The sequence below is a fragment of the Microbispora sp. H10885 genome (assembly GCF_014161415.1).
GTDB classification, from domain to species: domain Bacteria; phylum Actinomycetota; class Actinomycetes; order Streptosporangiales; family Streptosporangiaceae; genus Microbispora; species Microbispora triticiradicis.
The window spans coordinates 1-14,220 of the sequence record NZ_JABBWY010000022.1 but is presented as its reverse complement, the minus strand read 5'-3'; the positions used below and the strand labels follow the sequence as shown (position 1 = coordinate 14,220).

Annotated in this window: 12 protein-coding genes and 1 pseudogene; 7 read left to right on the top strand and 6 right to left on the bottom strand. The window is 67.6% G+C overall.

Annotation, left to right across the window (positions count from 1 at the left end; translation table 11 throughout):
- Window positions 1-264: 264 nt before the first annotated feature.
- Window positions 265-648 (top strand): VOC family protein, encoded by a 384-nt coding sequence (locus tag HHX37_RS35210; RefSeq protein ID WP_310740675.1) that lies wholly within the window; start codon window positions 265-267, stop codon window positions 646-648.
- A 134-nt stretch (window positions 649-782) separates the two neighbouring features.
- Here the strand turns inward: HHX37_RS35210 and HHX37_RS38345 are convergent.
- The 6 genes and pseudogenes from HHX37_RS38345 to HHX37_RS35180 form a co-directional block, all read right to left on the bottom strand.
- Window positions 783-1,238, bottom strand: a pseudogene (locus HHX37_RS38345) (transposase); the annotation flags it as partial.
- Between the two features lie 195 nt (window positions 1,239-1,433).
- Window positions 1,434-1,583: a hypothetical protein gene (locus HHX37_RS35200; RefSeq protein ID WP_182888156.1), complete on the bottom strand. Its 150-nt coding sequence runs from the start codon at window positions 1,581-1,583 to the stop codon at window positions 1,434-1,436.
- Window positions 1,584-1,823: 240 nt separating this feature from the next.
- Window positions 1,824-2,567, bottom strand: a complete 744-nt coding sequence (locus tag HHX37_RS35195; protein ID WP_182888155.1) for a cation transporter — start codon at window positions 2,565-2,567, stop codon at window positions 1,824-1,826.
- Window positions 2,568-2,589: 22 nt separating this feature from the next.
- The gene (locus HHX37_RS35190) at window positions 2,590-4,086 is read right to left on the bottom strand and encodes a serine hydrolase domain-containing protein (protein ID WP_182888154.1); all 1,497 of its coding nucleotides are present in this window, start codon (window positions 4,084-4,086) and stop codon (window positions 2,590-2,592) included.
- Window positions 4,087-4,242: 156 nt separating this feature from the next.
- Window positions 4,243-4,623: a hypothetical protein gene (locus tag HHX37_RS35185; protein WP_310740674.1), complete on the bottom strand. Its 381-nt coding sequence runs from the start codon at window positions 4,621-4,623 to the stop codon at window positions 4,243-4,245.
- A 28-nt stretch (window positions 4,624-4,651) separates the two neighbouring features.
- On the bottom strand, window positions 4,652-5,131 hold the full coding sequence (locus tag HHX37_RS35180; RefSeq protein WP_182881682.1) for an ATP-binding protein: 480 nt from the start codon (window positions 5,129-5,131) through the stop codon (window positions 4,652-4,654).
- Between the two features lie 275 nt (window positions 5,132-5,406).
- Here HHX37_RS35180 and HHX37_RS35175 point away from each other — a divergent pair, with 275 nt between their 5' ends.
- The 6 genes from HHX37_RS35175 (at window position 5,407) to HHX37_RS35150 (ending at window position 13,715) form a co-directional block, all read left to right on the top strand.
- Window positions 5,407-6,273, top strand: a complete 867-nt coding sequence (locus HHX37_RS35175) for a helix-turn-helix domain-containing protein (RefSeq protein WP_117409709.1) — start codon at window positions 5,407-5,409, stop codon at window positions 6,271-6,273.
- Between the two features lie 203 nt (window positions 6,274-6,476).
- Window positions 6,477-7,889 carry a trigger factor gene (gene tig, locus HHX37_RS35170; protein ID WP_117409708.1) on the top strand — a complete coding sequence of 471 codons (1,413 nt, stop codon included), beginning with the start codon at window positions 6,477-6,479 and terminating at the stop codon, window positions 7,887-7,889.
- 380 nt (window positions 7,890-8,269) lie between these two features.
- Entirely contained in the window at window positions 8,270-8,914 is a 645-nt protein-coding gene (locus tag HHX37_RS35165) for a ClpP family protease (RefSeq protein WP_150935093.1), read from the top strand.
- A gap of 14 nt (window positions 8,915-8,928) precedes the next feature.
- Window positions 8,929-9,576, top strand: a complete 648-nt coding sequence (locus HHX37_RS35160) for an ATP-dependent Clp protease proteolytic subunit (protein ID WP_117410256.1) — start codon at window positions 8,929-8,931, stop codon at window positions 9,574-9,576.
- A gap of 194 nt (window positions 9,577-9,770) precedes the next feature.
- Entirely contained in the window at window positions 9,771-11,054 is a 1,284-nt protein-coding gene (gene clpX / locus HHX37_RS35155; protein WP_117410257.1) for an ATP-dependent Clp protease ATP-binding subunit ClpX, read from the top strand.
- A 72-nt stretch (window positions 11,055-11,126) separates the two neighbouring features.
- Window positions 11,127-13,715, top strand: a complete 2,589-nt coding sequence (locus HHX37_RS35150) for a valine--tRNA ligase (RefSeq protein WP_182888152.1) — start codon at window positions 11,127-11,129, stop codon at window positions 13,713-13,715.
- Window positions 13,716-14,220: the final 505 nt, after the last annotated feature.

Here is a 14,220-nt window from a genome sequence, read left to right as displayed (position 1 = left end):
CCTGCAGGTCTGCCACACATCCGGCCCGACCAGTTCCCCAGCCCACTCACCCTGCACAGCACCCACTGTGGCCTCATCCCAGAAAGAACGAGGCCAGAACGCAAGATCTTCAGTGGCCTTCTAGGGCGTGTATCGAAAGCGCCGGTCACAGCCGCCCGTTGCTCTGAGACAGGGATAAACCGCTACCTCAGCGGTGGATATGGCGAGTACGGTGTGGCTGTAGGCCGGTGATCGCGTGCAGCGGCGGCTCACGGAGACAGACGCGTGGACACGAAGGAGCGAATGGTGCCAGGCGCTGTACTGCGAGGGGTGACTCTGGACTGTGCCGACCCGCAGACGCTGGCGGGCTTCTACGGTGCGCTGACCGGGATGCGCGAGCTCTTCAGTACGAGCGAGTTCGTCGCTCTGACGAACGGCTCCGGCTGTGATCTGGGATTCCAGCGGGTTGACGGATACCGGGCTCCGCAGTGGCCGGGTCAGGACATGCCACAACAGTTCCACCTGGATTTCCGCGCTGACGACCTCGATGCGATGGAAGAGCTGGCGCTGGAACTCGGTGCTGCCAAACCGGACCATCAGCCCGGCGACGGACGCTGGCGGGTATTGCTGGATCCGGCTGGCCACCCCTTCTGCCTGACGTCTTCCTGACATCGTCGGCGTGACAGGTATCCCCCGTCAGATGCCGTAGCGCTCAGGCTTGGGCGAGCTGTTTATCAGCTGCTCGCCGCCTCGGAGAGGGCATGGCGTCGAATGTACTGGTCACAGCCACTCGTTAAAGGCCGCTACCAGGACGGTTGCCTCGTATCTGACCGCGAGTTTGTCGTACCTCGTGGCCACGGCGCGGTGTCTCTTGAGGCGATTGATGCCGCACTCGACTGCGTCCCGAGCTTTGTAGTCCTCCGGGTCGAACTTCGGTGGACGGCCACCGCGGGAGCCAAGTTTCCTTCGGTTGCGGGCCTGGTCGGCCTTGTCCGGGATGGTGCACTGATGCCGCGTCTGCGCAGGTAGGAGCGGTTCTTGCGGGAGGCGTACGCCTTGTCGGCGCGTACTCGGTTCGGCGTGGTGCGCGCTCTGCCCAGCCCCAGGCGACGCACGCGGATCTTCTTCAGTACGGGTTCAAACAGGTCGTACACCCGACCCCAGGGCCCGTACCGCTCCGGCACATCCCGCCACGGTGTCCCGGTCCGCGTCCGCCACCGTATGCCGTCGACCAGCCTCCGCCTGGCCCAGATCGGCGGCGATACACGCCCTAGTGGACGAGTGGCCCACGCGGGCCATCAGCTCCTTGAGGCCGGCAGGCGGCCCGGCTGCTCCGTGGTACTTCGGGTGCTTCGTATCAGCGCCGGTCGCTCCGCTTCCGCCTGGTGGCCTACCGCCGTCATGGCTTACAGTCGCTCACCATGTTTGGTCCCCGCGTTTTTCTGATACTGGGTTCACTCGCGCTTCTCGTCGGCGGGTGCCAAGCCGCGGGTAGCGCCGGAAGATACGCCCCTGGACGGCCCATCGTTTTCGCCCTGGTCGGCATCGGCCTGATGCTTGGCGCGCTTGCCCTGGCCGTCATCGAACAGCGAGAAAAAAAGCAAGAGCCTCCGGCCGGGGCACTCCGACCCCAGGATGATCGCCAGGAGTAAGAGCCGGGTTCGTAGTGGCTGGGGACCGGATCTTCGACGGGAAGATACGGCGGGGGAGGCGTGTGCGTCCGCACAGGGTTCTCAGGCCGTGCCATTCGCGTGCCATTCGCGTGCCATTCGTGTGCCAGTAAGGCCGGGGAACAAGGGGAAATCACGGGGTCTTTTCCGGCCTCCGGATTCCTGTCGTGCCCGTCACGTGCCCGGTGTCTTCTCGCCGTGCCCGTCCCTCTCGATGCTCCGGCCTCGGCAGCAGGCGTCGGCGCAGCCGGGCGGGCAGTCGCAGTCACCAGCCGGTCGGGCGGCCGCGGCCATCGGAACGCAGTCGTCGCACCGCTCGCCTGTCCACGCCTTGAAGCCCTCTCGGGTGGCGACGGCGGCGATGACCAGGGCGGCGACCGGGTCCGCCCACGACCAGCCGAACACGGCGTTGAGCACCAGGCCGACCAGCAGGACCGCCGACAGGTAGGTGCAGAGCATGGTCTGTGTCGAGTCGGCGACGACGGTGGCCGAGCCGAGTTCCCGGCCGGTCCGGCGCTTGGCCGCCACCAGCAACGGCATCACCACCACTGAGACCGCCGCGAGGGCGATGCCGACCGGAGACCTCCCGGCTTCGCCGGCGCCGGACAGCGAACGGACCGCGTCGACGCTCACCCAGGCGGCGAGCGCGAAGAAGGAGACCGCGATCAGTCGCAGGGCCAGGTGCTCACGGGCCTCGGGGACGCGGGAGCGAAACTGCCAGATGACCACGGACGCCGAGAAGACCTCGACGATGGAGTCCAGGCCGAAGCCCAGCAGGGCCGCGGACGAGGCCGCGCCGCCGGCGGCGATGGCCACCACGCCTTCGAGCAGGTTGTAACCGGCTGTGGCATAGGCCAGGTGGAGACTGCGCCGGTTCAGTACCGTGCGCCGTCCGGCCGTCGGAGCCGGGGTGTTCATTCGGCCGCTTCCCTCACAACGGTCACCAGGGGCTGTCGAGGGCCATCGTGGCGAGGTGCCGGGCGATGCCGGCGGTGTCGGTGTTCTGGACGTTGCTGAGCACGACCACCTCGATGTCGTCGTCGGGCAGGTACATGTTGCTCGCCGTGTAGCCCTGGAAGAGACCCGGATGGTACCGGAGCCGGTGCCCCTGGAGCCGGTCGACGAGCCAGCCGAAAGCGTACGCGCTCGACGGCAGGTTGAGGCAGCCGGTGGAGGGGCACGGCGCCTGTGGCGTGAACGCCTGCCTGACGGTGGTCGGCGGCGCGACCCGGTACGAGCCGAACGCCCGGTCCCAGCGGGCGATGTCGTCGATGGTGGAGTAGATGCCGGTCGCGGCGAACAGTTCGGAGCCGTTGAGGAGCGGGGCGGGTGATCCGAGCGTGTAGTAACCCTTCGCGTACCCGTCGGGCGGATATCCCCTGCTGTAACCGGTGTGCCGGAGGTTCAGGGGGCCGGTGATCAGCTTGTGCAGTACGACGCCGTAGGGCTCGTGCGTCACCGCCTGGATGATCGCGCCGGCCAGGACGTAGCCGGAGTTGCTGTACTTCCAGCTGGTGCCGGGCTTGAAGTCCAGCGGGAGGTCCACGATCTGCTGGATGAGTCGCCGGGTCGTGGTCGGTCGCGTGATGTCGGCAAGGTAGCTGGGCAGCTTCTCGATGTTGGGAATGCCCGTGGTGTGGTTGAGAGCCTCGCGGATCGTGATGGGCCGCCACGCTGTCGGGCAGGCCTCGATGTATGCCGGGACGAGATACGGGCAGACCCGGTCGTCCAGCCTGAGCAGCCCGCGGTCGCGCAGCTTCAGTACGAGCATCGAGGTGAACTGCTTGGTGATCGACATGACCCGGTAGACCGTGTCCGGCCGATTAGGAACGTGCCGTTCCTCGTCGGCCTCGCCGGCGGCGAAACGCGCCAGCACCTCTCCGCGCCGCACCACCAGAGCCGAGCCCGTGAACTGCTTTCTCGCGGCCAGATCCCGCAGATAATCCAGCATCGCCGCACTGGTGGCGTCATCCCGCGGCGCGGGCGATGTGGCCAGGGGGTCCGATTTCTGAATCGTCTGGTCCGTGAGGTCGCCGGCCGGTGCGGCCGAATTCTCGTCCGACCGGTTCACGACGTCCGACAGGCTGTACTGGTCTACAAAGGAATTCGCGGTCGCGTCCGAGTTCTGCCAGTTGTACGGCAGGGCGCGCGATTCCGTCCCGCCCTTCTGCGCCGGTGTGACGGCGAGCGTGACGTCGCGGAGCAACTCCTGGTGCTGGCGCTGCCGTCCGTGCTCCCACTGCCGTCGTCCGTCATGCTGCCCATCACGCTCGTGCGCCCGGCCGTGACCGTGTCCGTGGGGATGGTCGGCGCCGGGGACGATCACGGCGGAGGCGGCGACGGCGGGAGTGCCCCCAGGCGCGGCCCCACCGGCCAGTGCGGAGACGATCGCCAGGAATCCGACCGCATTAGGGCACTTGACCATTTTCTCCCCCATGAAAGGCGCCATGTCCCGAATTCCTGACATTCCCGGAATCGAGTGATTCGCGGCGAGAATGCCGGGCGGGCCATTTCTCTGGGGGCTTGTTTTCCTTCCGGCGGCGTCACAAACGGCGGCCGGTGCGGTTTTCCCTCCGCCTATATCTTTGTTTTGTCAGAGCTGCTCGACGCCGCCGGGGTTCTGGGGCAGCCACCGCAGCGCCGCGTCGAGGCAGTCCTCGGGGCTGGTGTTGAAGGCGATGGCGGCGCCGGGCACGTGCAGCCGTACCAGGTTGATCAGTTTCTCGAAGAGCCCGAGCAGCGGCTCGTGGCTGCGGATGCCGCCCCCGATCACCACGACGGCGTAGTCGTCGCGGCGCAGCGCCTCCACGATCACCGCTTCGGTGTCCTCGTCCAGTGCCACCAGGCACCAGTCGGCCTCGACGTCGTGGTCGTCGAAACGGGCCCGTCCGCGTGCCAGCGCGGCCTGGATCGGCTCCGGGTCCCAGCCTTCGAGCTTCGCGGGATCGAGACCTATCACCAGTACTCGTGCCACTGGCACGCCTCCTCGCAGAGGAACGAACTCAGTCGCCGGCGCGGAAGAGGGCCCAGACGGCCTTGCCGCCGTCGTCGAGGGCGTCCCAGCCCCAGGCCTGGCTGTAGGTCTCCACTATGTAGAGGCCGCGGCCGTGCTCGGAGACGAAGTCGGGCTGTGCGGGAGCGGGAGCCTCGTCGCTCGGGTCGGAGACGGCGAGCAGGACGTGGGGCGCGAGGCGGAGGAGCGTCAGCGTTATCGGGTGGCCGGTGGTCCGCCGCGCCGGATACAGCGCGTAACGAACAGCGTTCGTGACCAGTTCGCTGACGACCAGCGCCGCGTCGTCGCTCAGCTCCGGCAGCCCCCACCGCTGCAGGGTCGTCCTCGTGACGTCACGCGCGGTCTTGACCGAATCGGCCTGTGGGGCAAGGGGGCACATCGCCGTATCGGACGCGCACACCGCCCTCCGGAACCAGCCGAATCCCACGTCGCGGGTCAGCTGGCCGACGGATTTGGGCTCGTCCGACATGGTTGCCCGTACCTCCCGCTGGCCTGAGTCGAGGGCTGGTGCATATTTGGCCCAATATGCACCTAGACATGATGGAACACCCTCTCCCACTGCTGCAAGACCCAAATGCACGTGCAGCCGTCACGTGCAAACGCACACGCCTAACGTTGCCACCCTCAGAGACACGTAGATCAGACCTTGTCATCGGGGCCTGTAGTGGTGACACTGTGTGGGCTGGGGGTGTCGTGCGGGTCGTCCCTTGGCGGCACACTGAGCCGAGGTGAGAGGGAGGCGCCGTGATACAGATCCAGGCTGGATCGGGTCCGACGGCTCTGCGCATCCTGCTCGGCTCCCAGCTCCGCAAGCTCCGTGAGAGCAAGGGAATCAGCCGCGACGAGGCCGGCCGGTGCATCCGGGCCTCCGAGTCGAAGATCAGCCGGATGGAGCTGGGCCGGGTCGGCTTCAAGGAGCGCGACGTCGCCGACCTTCTCGTGCTGTACGGCGTGGAGGACGACGAGACGCGCGACGTCGTCATGAACCTGGTGGACCAGGCCAACGAGCCCGGCTGGTGGCACCGGTTCAACGACCTGCTGCCCTCCTGGTTCCAGGCGTACGTGGGCCTGGAGGAGGCGGCCGAGCGCATCCGCACCTATGAGGTGCAGTTCGTCCCCGGGCTGCTGCAGACCAAGGAGTACGCGCGTGCCGTGATCACGGCGGGTGCGGTGGGGGCGGCGCCGGAGGAGATCGCCCGGCGGGTGGATCTGCGGCTGGAACGTCAGCGCATCCTCGACGGCGGCAACGCGCCGACGTTCTGGGCGGTGATCGACGAGGCCGCGCTGCGCCGTCCGATCGGCGGCGGCGAGGTCATGCGGGGCCAGGTTCAGCACCTCATCGACCTGATGAACCAGCCCAACATCACGATCCAGGTGATTCCGTTCAGTTACGGCGGACACGCCGCGGAGGGCGGCGCGTTCAGCATCCTGCGGTTCTCCGACCAGGACCTGCCCGACGTCGTGTACGTCGAGCAGCTCGCAAGCGCTCTCTACCTGGATAAACGGGAAGAAGTCGACCGTTACACCGAGGTCATGGAGCGTCTCTGCGCGGTCAGCACGACCCCCGCCGAGACGGTGGACCTGCTGCGGCAGATCATGACCGAGCTCTGAGCAGTCGCTCCAGGCCCTCATCTGCTCTAGACTGCCCTTGGCGTTGGACACCCGCCACAGTCGAGCATGCCCGGACAGGTCGCGTGCCGGCGGAGAGGGCGGTCCCTGCGCCCCTCACGTGGGCGCGGCGCGCGTTATTGTGCCGCGGTTGCCGTGCACGACGTGCCCGCGACCACCAGATGATGGACCAAGGAGATCACCCCGTGAAGACCGCTGTCGAGGAGCTCAGCCCTACCCGGGTCAAGCTCACCGTCGAGGTGCCGTTCAAGGAGCTCGAGCCGAGCCTGCAGGCCGCCTACAAGAAGGTCGCGCAGCAGGTGCGCGTGCCCGGCTTCCGTCCTGGCAAGGTGCCGGCCCGGATCATCGAGCAGCGCTTCGGCCGCGCGGTGGTTCTCGAGGAGACCCTGAACGACGCGCTGCCCAAGCTGTACGGCCAGGCCGTCGACGAGACCGAGGTCTTCCCGGTGAGCCAGCCGGAGATCGAGGTCACCAAGATCGAGGACGGTGAGCAGGTCGAGTTCACCGCCGAGGTGGACGTCCGTCCCGCCTTCGACGTCCCCGGCTACGAGGGCGCCGAGATCGTGGTCGACGCGGCCGAGGTGAGCGACGAGGACGTCGACGCCCAGCTGGACGGCCTGCGCCAGCGCTTCGCCACTCTGACCGGGGTGGACCGCCCGGCGCAGAACGGCGACTACGTCGTGATGGACCTGCGTGCCGAGATCGACGGCCGCAACCTGGACGAGCAGCAGGCCGCCGACGTGTCGTACGAGGTCGGCGCCGGCTCGGTGCTCCAGGGCCTGGACGACGCGCTGCAGGGCATGGCGGCCGGCGAGGACAAGACCTTCCGCACCACGCTGGTCGGCGGTGAGAACGCCGGCGAGGAGGCCGACGTGATCATCACGGTCAAGTCGGTGAAGGAGAAGGTGCTGCCCGAGCTGGACGACGAGTTCGCGCAGCTCGCCAGCGAGTTCGACACCCTCGACGAGCTGAAGGACAGCATCCGCGAGCAGGCCCGTCGCAACAAGCTCGTCGACCAGGTCGTGCAGAGCCGCGAGAAGGCCCTTGAGGCGCTGCTCGACAGGATCGAGATCCCGCTGCCCGAGAGCGCGCTCACCGCCGAGATCGACGCGCGCAAGCACAATCTGGAGCACCAGATCTCGGAGAGCGGTCTGAGCCGCGAGGCGTACCTCCGTCTCCAGCAGACCACCGAGGAGGAGCTGTTCGCCGAGTACGAGGCGAACGCCGCCAAGGCCCTCAAGTCCGGCTTCGTGCTCGACAAGATCGTCAAGGCTGAGGACATCGGCGTCAGCGAGCAGGAGCTCACCGACTTCGTGGTCCGCCGCGCCATGCAGATGGGCGTCGCGCCGAACACGCTGGCCCAGCACCTCGCCGACAACAACCAGCTTCCGCTGGCGATGATGGAGATCGTGCGGGAGAAGGCCAAGACCCTCATCGGGGACGCGGCCAAGGTGACCGACACCGCCGGCAACGAGGTGGACCTCAAGGCCATCTACGCCGAGCTCAACCCCGAGCAGGAGGCCGTGGGCGTGGAGGAGGCGCAGGAGGGCGACCAGCCCGCCGACGCTCCGGCCGCCGCCGAGGCCAGGGAAGGCTGAGTTCCTCCGGCCACACCGGCCGGGGCGTACCGCCGGCCACACGGCCGGGACAACGACGAAACCCTCGTCGTACCTGCGGGTGCGACGAGGGTTTCCGGCTATATTCGCGGCAAATCCCGCTAGATATTTCCGCGTCGGCGTGCCGCCGATCGGCCGTACGACCGGGAGCCCCGGCGGCGCGGCACGCCCGTCGCCGCGCTGTCAGGCGCGGCGAGCGCGCGGAACGCGGGCGGGGGACGGCCGGGGCTCGGCCGCCCGCGGATCGGGGGCGGGGCATGCGCCGTCAGCGAACAGTACGGCGCGAGGGCATGAGCTGTCTGCGCCGCGCGTTAAGGTCACAAGCAAAGCCAATCGTTTACGACGCATCGGAAGGTGACGCTGTGACCAGCCCGCCGACCTTCTTCCCGACCGGTGGTTCCGGCTTCGAGGCCCGGAGCCCGGAGGGTGGCCCCTCTCGCCTCGAGGACCAGCTCTACCAGCGCCTGCTGCGCGAGCGCATCGTGGTGCTCGGCACCCAGGTGAACGACGAGGTGGCCAACCGGCTGTGCGCTGAGCTCCTGCTCCTCGCCGCCGATGACCCCAATCGCGACATCTGGATGTACATCAACTCCCCCGGCGGTTCCGTGACCGCGGGCATGGCGATTTACGACATGATGGAGTATGTGCCGAACGACGTGTGCACCGTCGCGATGGGACTGGCCGCCTCGATGGGGCAGTTCCTGCTCTGCGCGGGCGCCCGCGGCAAGCGGTACGCCCTCCCGCACGCCCGCATCATGATGCACCAGCCCTCGGGCGGCATCGGGGGCACCGCGGCCGACATCGCGATCCAGGCCGAGCAGATGCTCTATGTGAAGAAGACGCTCGCGGAGCGGATCGCCTCTCACACCGGCCAGCCGCTCGACCAGATCGAGCGCGACTCCGACCGGGACCGCTGGTTCACGGCCGAGGAGGCCAAGGACTACGGCTTCATCGACCACGTGGTGCGCAGCGCCCGCCAGGTGCCCTCCGAGGGCGCCGTCTCGTGACTGGAGCTTCCGAGATGAGTGAGCTGATCCGGCCGGGTGACATCAACGGCCGCTACGTTCTTCCCTCCTTCGTCGAGCGCACGTCGTACGGCGTCAAGGAGATGAACCCCTACAACAAGCTGTTCGAGGACCGCATCATCTTCCTAGGGGTCCAGATCGACGACGCTTCGGCGAACGACGTGATGGCGCAGCTGCTCACGCTGGAGTCGCTGGACCCGGACCGCGACATCAGCATGTACATCAACTCGCCCGGCGGTTCGTTCACCGCGATGACGGCGATCTACGACACCATGCAGTTCGTCCGGCCCGAGATCCAGACGGTCTGCCTGGGGCAGGCGGCCTCGGCCGCCGCGATCCTGCTGGCCGGCGGCACGCCGGGCAAGCGGTTCGCGCTGCCGAACGCCCGTGTCCTGATCCACCAGCCCTACACCGAGGGCGGCGGTCAGGGCAGCGACATCGAGATCCAGGCTCGTGAGATCCTGCGTATGCGGTCGCTGCTCGAGGACCTCGTGGCGAAGCACTCGGGTAAGTCGCCCGACGAGGTCCGCAGGGACATCGAGCGCGACAAGATCCTCAGCGCCGAGGAGGCGAAGGCGTACGGTCTGGTGGACGACATCATTCCGTCGCGGAAGAAGCGCGCGGCGGCGGTCGCCGCTTCCTGAGGGAGTTGCCGCACCGGAACAGTGCCCAATTGGGCACGTTCCGGTGCGACTCACCGCTAGGGGGCTCACTGAGGGCCCGAGAGACGGTAACGTCGAAACCTGAGCGGGATGACGTTTTCGCACCGGATCACAATCGGTTGCGGACGGAAGCGACCGCGGCGGCAGGGGCGGTCCCACGCAAAGGAGTATCTGGGGTGGCACGCATCGGCGACGGGGGAGACCTGCTGAAGTGCTCGTTCTGCGGCAAGAGCCAGAAGCAGGTCAAGAAGCTCATCGCCGGACCAGGCGTCTACATCTGCGATGAGTGCATCGATCTCTGCAACGAGATCATCGAGGAGGAGCTCTCCGAGTCCTCCGAGCTCAAGTGGGACAACCTCCCGAAGCCGCGTGAGATCTACGAGTTCCTCGACGCGTACGTCATCGGCCAGGACAAGGCCAAGAAGGCGCTGTCGGTCGCGGTCTACAACCACTACAAGCGCGTCCAGTCCGGGGAGCGGGGCCGCGACGACGGCCTGGAGCTGGCCAAGTCGAACATTCTGCTGCTCGGTCCCACCGGGTCGGGTAAGACCCTGCTGGCGCAGACCCTCGCCAAGATGCTCAACGTGCCGTTCGCGATCGCGGACGCCACCGCGCTGACCGAGGCGGGCTACGTCGGCGAGGACGTGGAGAACATCCTCCTCAAGCTCATCCAGGCCGCCGACTACGACGTCAAGAAGGCCGAGACCGGGATCATCTACATCGACGAGGTCGACAAGATAGCCCGCAAGAGCGAGAACCCGTCGATCACCCGGGACGTGTCGGGCGAGGGTGTGCAGCAGGCCCTGCTGAAGATCCTGGAAGGGACCACCGCCAGCGTGCCGCCGCAGGGCGGCCGCAAGCATCCCCACCAGGAGTTCATCCAGATCGACACCACGAACGTGCTGTTCATCTGCGGCGGCGCCTTCGCCGGGCTGGAGAAGATCATCGAGTCGCGGGTCGGCCGGAAGGGCATCGGCTTCAACGCGATCATCCACTCCAAGGAGGAGATGGACTCCTCGGACATCTTCTCCGACGTCATGCCGGAGGACCTGCTCAAGTTCGGCATGATCCCCGAGTTCGTCGGGCGGCTGCCCGTGATCACGTCGGTGCACAACCTCGACCGGAGCGCGCTGATCCAGATTCTCACCGCGCCGCGGAACGCGCTCGTCAAGCAGTACCGGCGCCTGCTGGAGCTGGACAACGTCGAGCTCGAGTTCACCGACGACGCGCTGGAGGCGATCGCCGACCAGGCCATCCTGCGCGGCACCGGCGCCCGCGGCCTGCGGGCGATCATGGAGGAGGTCCTCCAGTCGGTGATGTACGAGGTCCCCTCCCGGCAGGACGTGGCACGCGTCGTCATCACCCGCGAGGCCGTGCTGGAGCACGTGAACCCCACCCTCGTGCCGCGTGACCAGCTGCAGGCCAAGCAGCAGCGTACGCCGCGGGAGAAGTCGGCCTGATCCCGGCCGTCGCCGGCCATTGTCCACAGGGTGTGCGGCGACGGCGCGGGAGGCGTCCGGACCTCCCTAGAATTGGGCAGCGTGACTACGTCTGAGCTGCCCACCCAGTACGCCCCCGCCGAAGTCGAGACCCGGAGCTACGAGCGCTGGGTATCGGCGGGCTACTTCACCGCCGACCCCGGCAGTGGGCGCGAGCCGTACACCATCGTGCTTCCCCCGCCGAACGTCACCGGGTCGCTGCACGTGGGTCACGCGCTCGACCACTCGGTCCAGGACGCGCTGACCCGGCGGGCCCGCATGCGGGGCATGGAGACGCTGTGGCTTCCCGGCATGGACCACGCCGGCATCGCGACGCAGAACGTCGTGGAGCGAGAGATCGCCAAAGAGGGCCTGTCCCGCCACGACTTCGGCCGTGAGGCGTTCGTCGAGCGCGTCTGGCAGTGGAAGGAGGAGTCCGGCGGGCGGATCCTCGGCCAGATGACGAAACTCGGCGACGGCGTCGACTGGTCCCGCGAGCGGTTCACGATGGACGAGGGGCTCTCCCGCGCTGTCCAGACGATCTTCAAGAAGCTTTTCGACGACGGGCTCATCTACCGCGCCGAGCGGATCATCAACTGGTGCCCGCGCTGCCTCACCGCGCTCTCGGACATCGAGGTGGAGCACAGCGACGACGACGGCGAGCTCGTCTCCATCCGGTACGGCTCGGGTGACGAGGAGATCGTCGTCGCCACCACCCGGGCGGAGACCATGCTGGGCGACACCGCGGTGGCCGTCCACCCCGCCGACGAGCGCTACGCGCATCTCATCGGCAGGCACGTCGAGGTCCCGCTGACCGGCCGGCGCATCCCGATCGTCGCCGACGAGCACGTGGACCCCTCCTTCGGCACCGGTGCGGTCAAGGTCACCCCCGCCCACGACCCGAACGACTTCGAGATCGGCCGCCGCCACTCGCTGGAGTCGCTCGTCGTCATGGACGAGCGCGGCGTCATCACCGCCCACGGGCCGTTCCAGGGCCTCGACCGGTTCGAGGCGCGGCCCGCCGTGGTCGCCGCCCTGCGCGAGCAGGGCCGGATCGTGGCCGAGAAGCGGCCGTACGTCCACTCGGTGGGCCACTGCTCCCGATGCAAGACCGTGGTCGAGCCGCGGCTGTCGCTGCAGTGGTTCGTCAACGTCACGCCGCTGGCCAAGGCCGCCGGCGACGCGGTGCGCGACGGCCGCACCCGCATCCACCCGCCGGAGTTGGCCAAGCGCTACTTCGACTGGGTCGACGACATGCACGACTGGTGCATCTCCCGGCAGCTGTGGTGGGGACACCGCATCCCGGTCTGGTACGGCCCCGACGGCGACATGGTCTGCGTGGGACCGGACGAGGAGCCGCCCGCCGGTTACGAGCAGGACCAGGACGTCCTGGACACGTGGTTCTCCTCCGGCCTGTGGCCGTTCTCCACGCTCGGCTGGCCCGACGAGACACCAGAGCTGGCCCGCTTCTATCCGACGACCGTGCTCGTCACCGGCTACGACATCCTCTTCTTCTGGGTCGCCCGGATGATGATGTTCGGGCTGTACGCGATGGACGGACGGCCGCCGTTCCGCACGGTGGCGCTGCACGGCATGGTGCGCGACCAGTTCGGCAAGAAGATGTCGAAGTCGTTTGGCAACGTGGTCGACCCGCTCGACTGGATCGAGCGGTACGGCGCGGACGCCACGCGCTTCACCCTGCTGCGCGGCGCGAACCCCGGCTCCGATGTGGCGATCAGCGAGGACTGGGCGGCCGGATCGCGCAACTTCTGCAACAAGATCTGGAACGCCACCCGCTTCGCCCTGATGAACGGCGCCGTCTCTGAGGGCCTGCCCGGCGACCTCACCCCGGCCGACCGCTGGATCCTGTCGCGGCTGCAGCAGGTCGTCACGACCATCGACGCGGCCTTCGAGGACTTCGAGTTCGCCAAGGTCTCCGACGCCCTCTACCACTTCGCGTGGGACGAGGTCTTCGACTGGTACGTCGAGCTGGCCAAGGTGCAGTTCGCCGAGGGCGGGGTCGTGGCCGAGAACACCAAGCGGGTGCTCGGCCATGTCCTCGACGCGCTGCTCCGGCTGCTCCACCCGCTGGTGCCCTTCGTGACGGAGGAGCTGTGGCGCGCCCTGACCGGGGGAGAGTCCATCGTGGTCGCCCCCTGGCCCGCCGTCTCGCCCGAGTTGCTCGACCCCGCGGCCGAGCAGGAGATCGTCGCGTTGCAGAACCTCGTGACCGAGGTGCGCAGGTTCCGCTCCGACCAGGGCCTGAAGCCCGGCCAGCGCGTGGCCGCGCGGCTCTCCTTGCCGGGTACGGCTCTCGCCGCCCACGAGGGCGCGGTCCGCGTCCTGCTGCGCCTCGACGAACCGTCGGAGACGTTCATCCCCACCGCGCGCCTCACGGTCGGCACGGTCCTCGTGGAGATCGACACGGCCGGAGCCATCGACGTCGCCGCGGAGCGCAAGCGTCTGGAGAAGGACCTCGCCGTGGCACGCAAGGAACAGGCCCAGGTCACCGCGAAGCTGGGCAACGAGCAGTTCATGGCGAAGGCGCCCGAGGACGTGGTGGCCAAGGTGCGCCGGCGTGCCGAGCAGGCGGCGGAGGACATCTCCCGCCTGGAGGCCCAGCTCGCCGCGCTGCAGGGATAGCTGCGTCAGATGAGGTTTGGGAGTGTCAGCGGCAGGGCAGGACTGTGAAGTTGCGCAAGTTGTGCTCGGCATACCCTGACGGGTGCTAGTCTTTGTGCACGCGCAGAGAGTCGGCGAGTCGGAATACCCGAAGGGGATCCGGCTGTTAGGCTCTCTGCACTCCCTTCCTCTCACCCGATCTCGGGTCACCTCGTCGCGGTTCGACGGAGTGTCGCGGATCAGGTAAGTTCGAGGGGGTTGCCCCGGAGACGGGGTGGCCGGAATTCTCGGCCGGAAATCGGAATTCAGTGCAAATCACCTCGATTTGACACGAATAACGAGACCGGACAGAATAAAGGCACAACGGAAAACGCCCCGGAGCGTGGGACCTGATTCAAAGGTTCTGGGTGATGGTGGTCGCGTCCGTTTCTTGAGAACTCAACAGTGTGCTAAAAGCCAGTGCATGAATCATGCATGACCCCGTCACCGTGTTGGTGGCGGATTCCTTTGACGGTGCCTTTCCTTA